Raw genomic sequence first — 247 nt, 5'->3', positions numbered from 1 at the left:
TCGTAGTTCGGCCCGGCGCCCACGTAGTTGGGGTCGCAGTGGTAGATGGCCTTGAGGTCGGCCATCGCGAGCTTGCGCGGGATCGAGGAGCCGGGGGTGATGGCGTAGCTGACGCCGTCGATCGCGAACGGCACGTACGTCAGGCCCGGGCTGGCCGCCGTGAGGTTCAGGGAGGAGGAACGGGAGAAGTCGAGGCACCCGTTGGCGGTCTGGAGCGAGTTGAGGAGCGCGGAGCGTCCGGCGCCGG

The 247-nt window shown here is 69.6% G+C and carries 1 pseudogene; it reads right to left on the bottom strand.

What is annotated here, in order from left to right:
- A pseudogene (locus CCN56_RS44015) lies at positions 1-247 on the bottom strand (hypothetical protein); the annotation flags it as partial.

It is taken from the genome of Streptomyces sp. NRRL B-24572 (genome assembly GCF_002156145.1).
In the GTDB taxonomy this organism is placed as follows: Bacteria; Actinomycetota; Actinomycetes; order Streptomycetales; family Streptomycetaceae; genus Streptomyces; species Streptomyces vietnamensis.
This window is presented reverse-complemented; position numbering and strand designations above follow the sequence as displayed.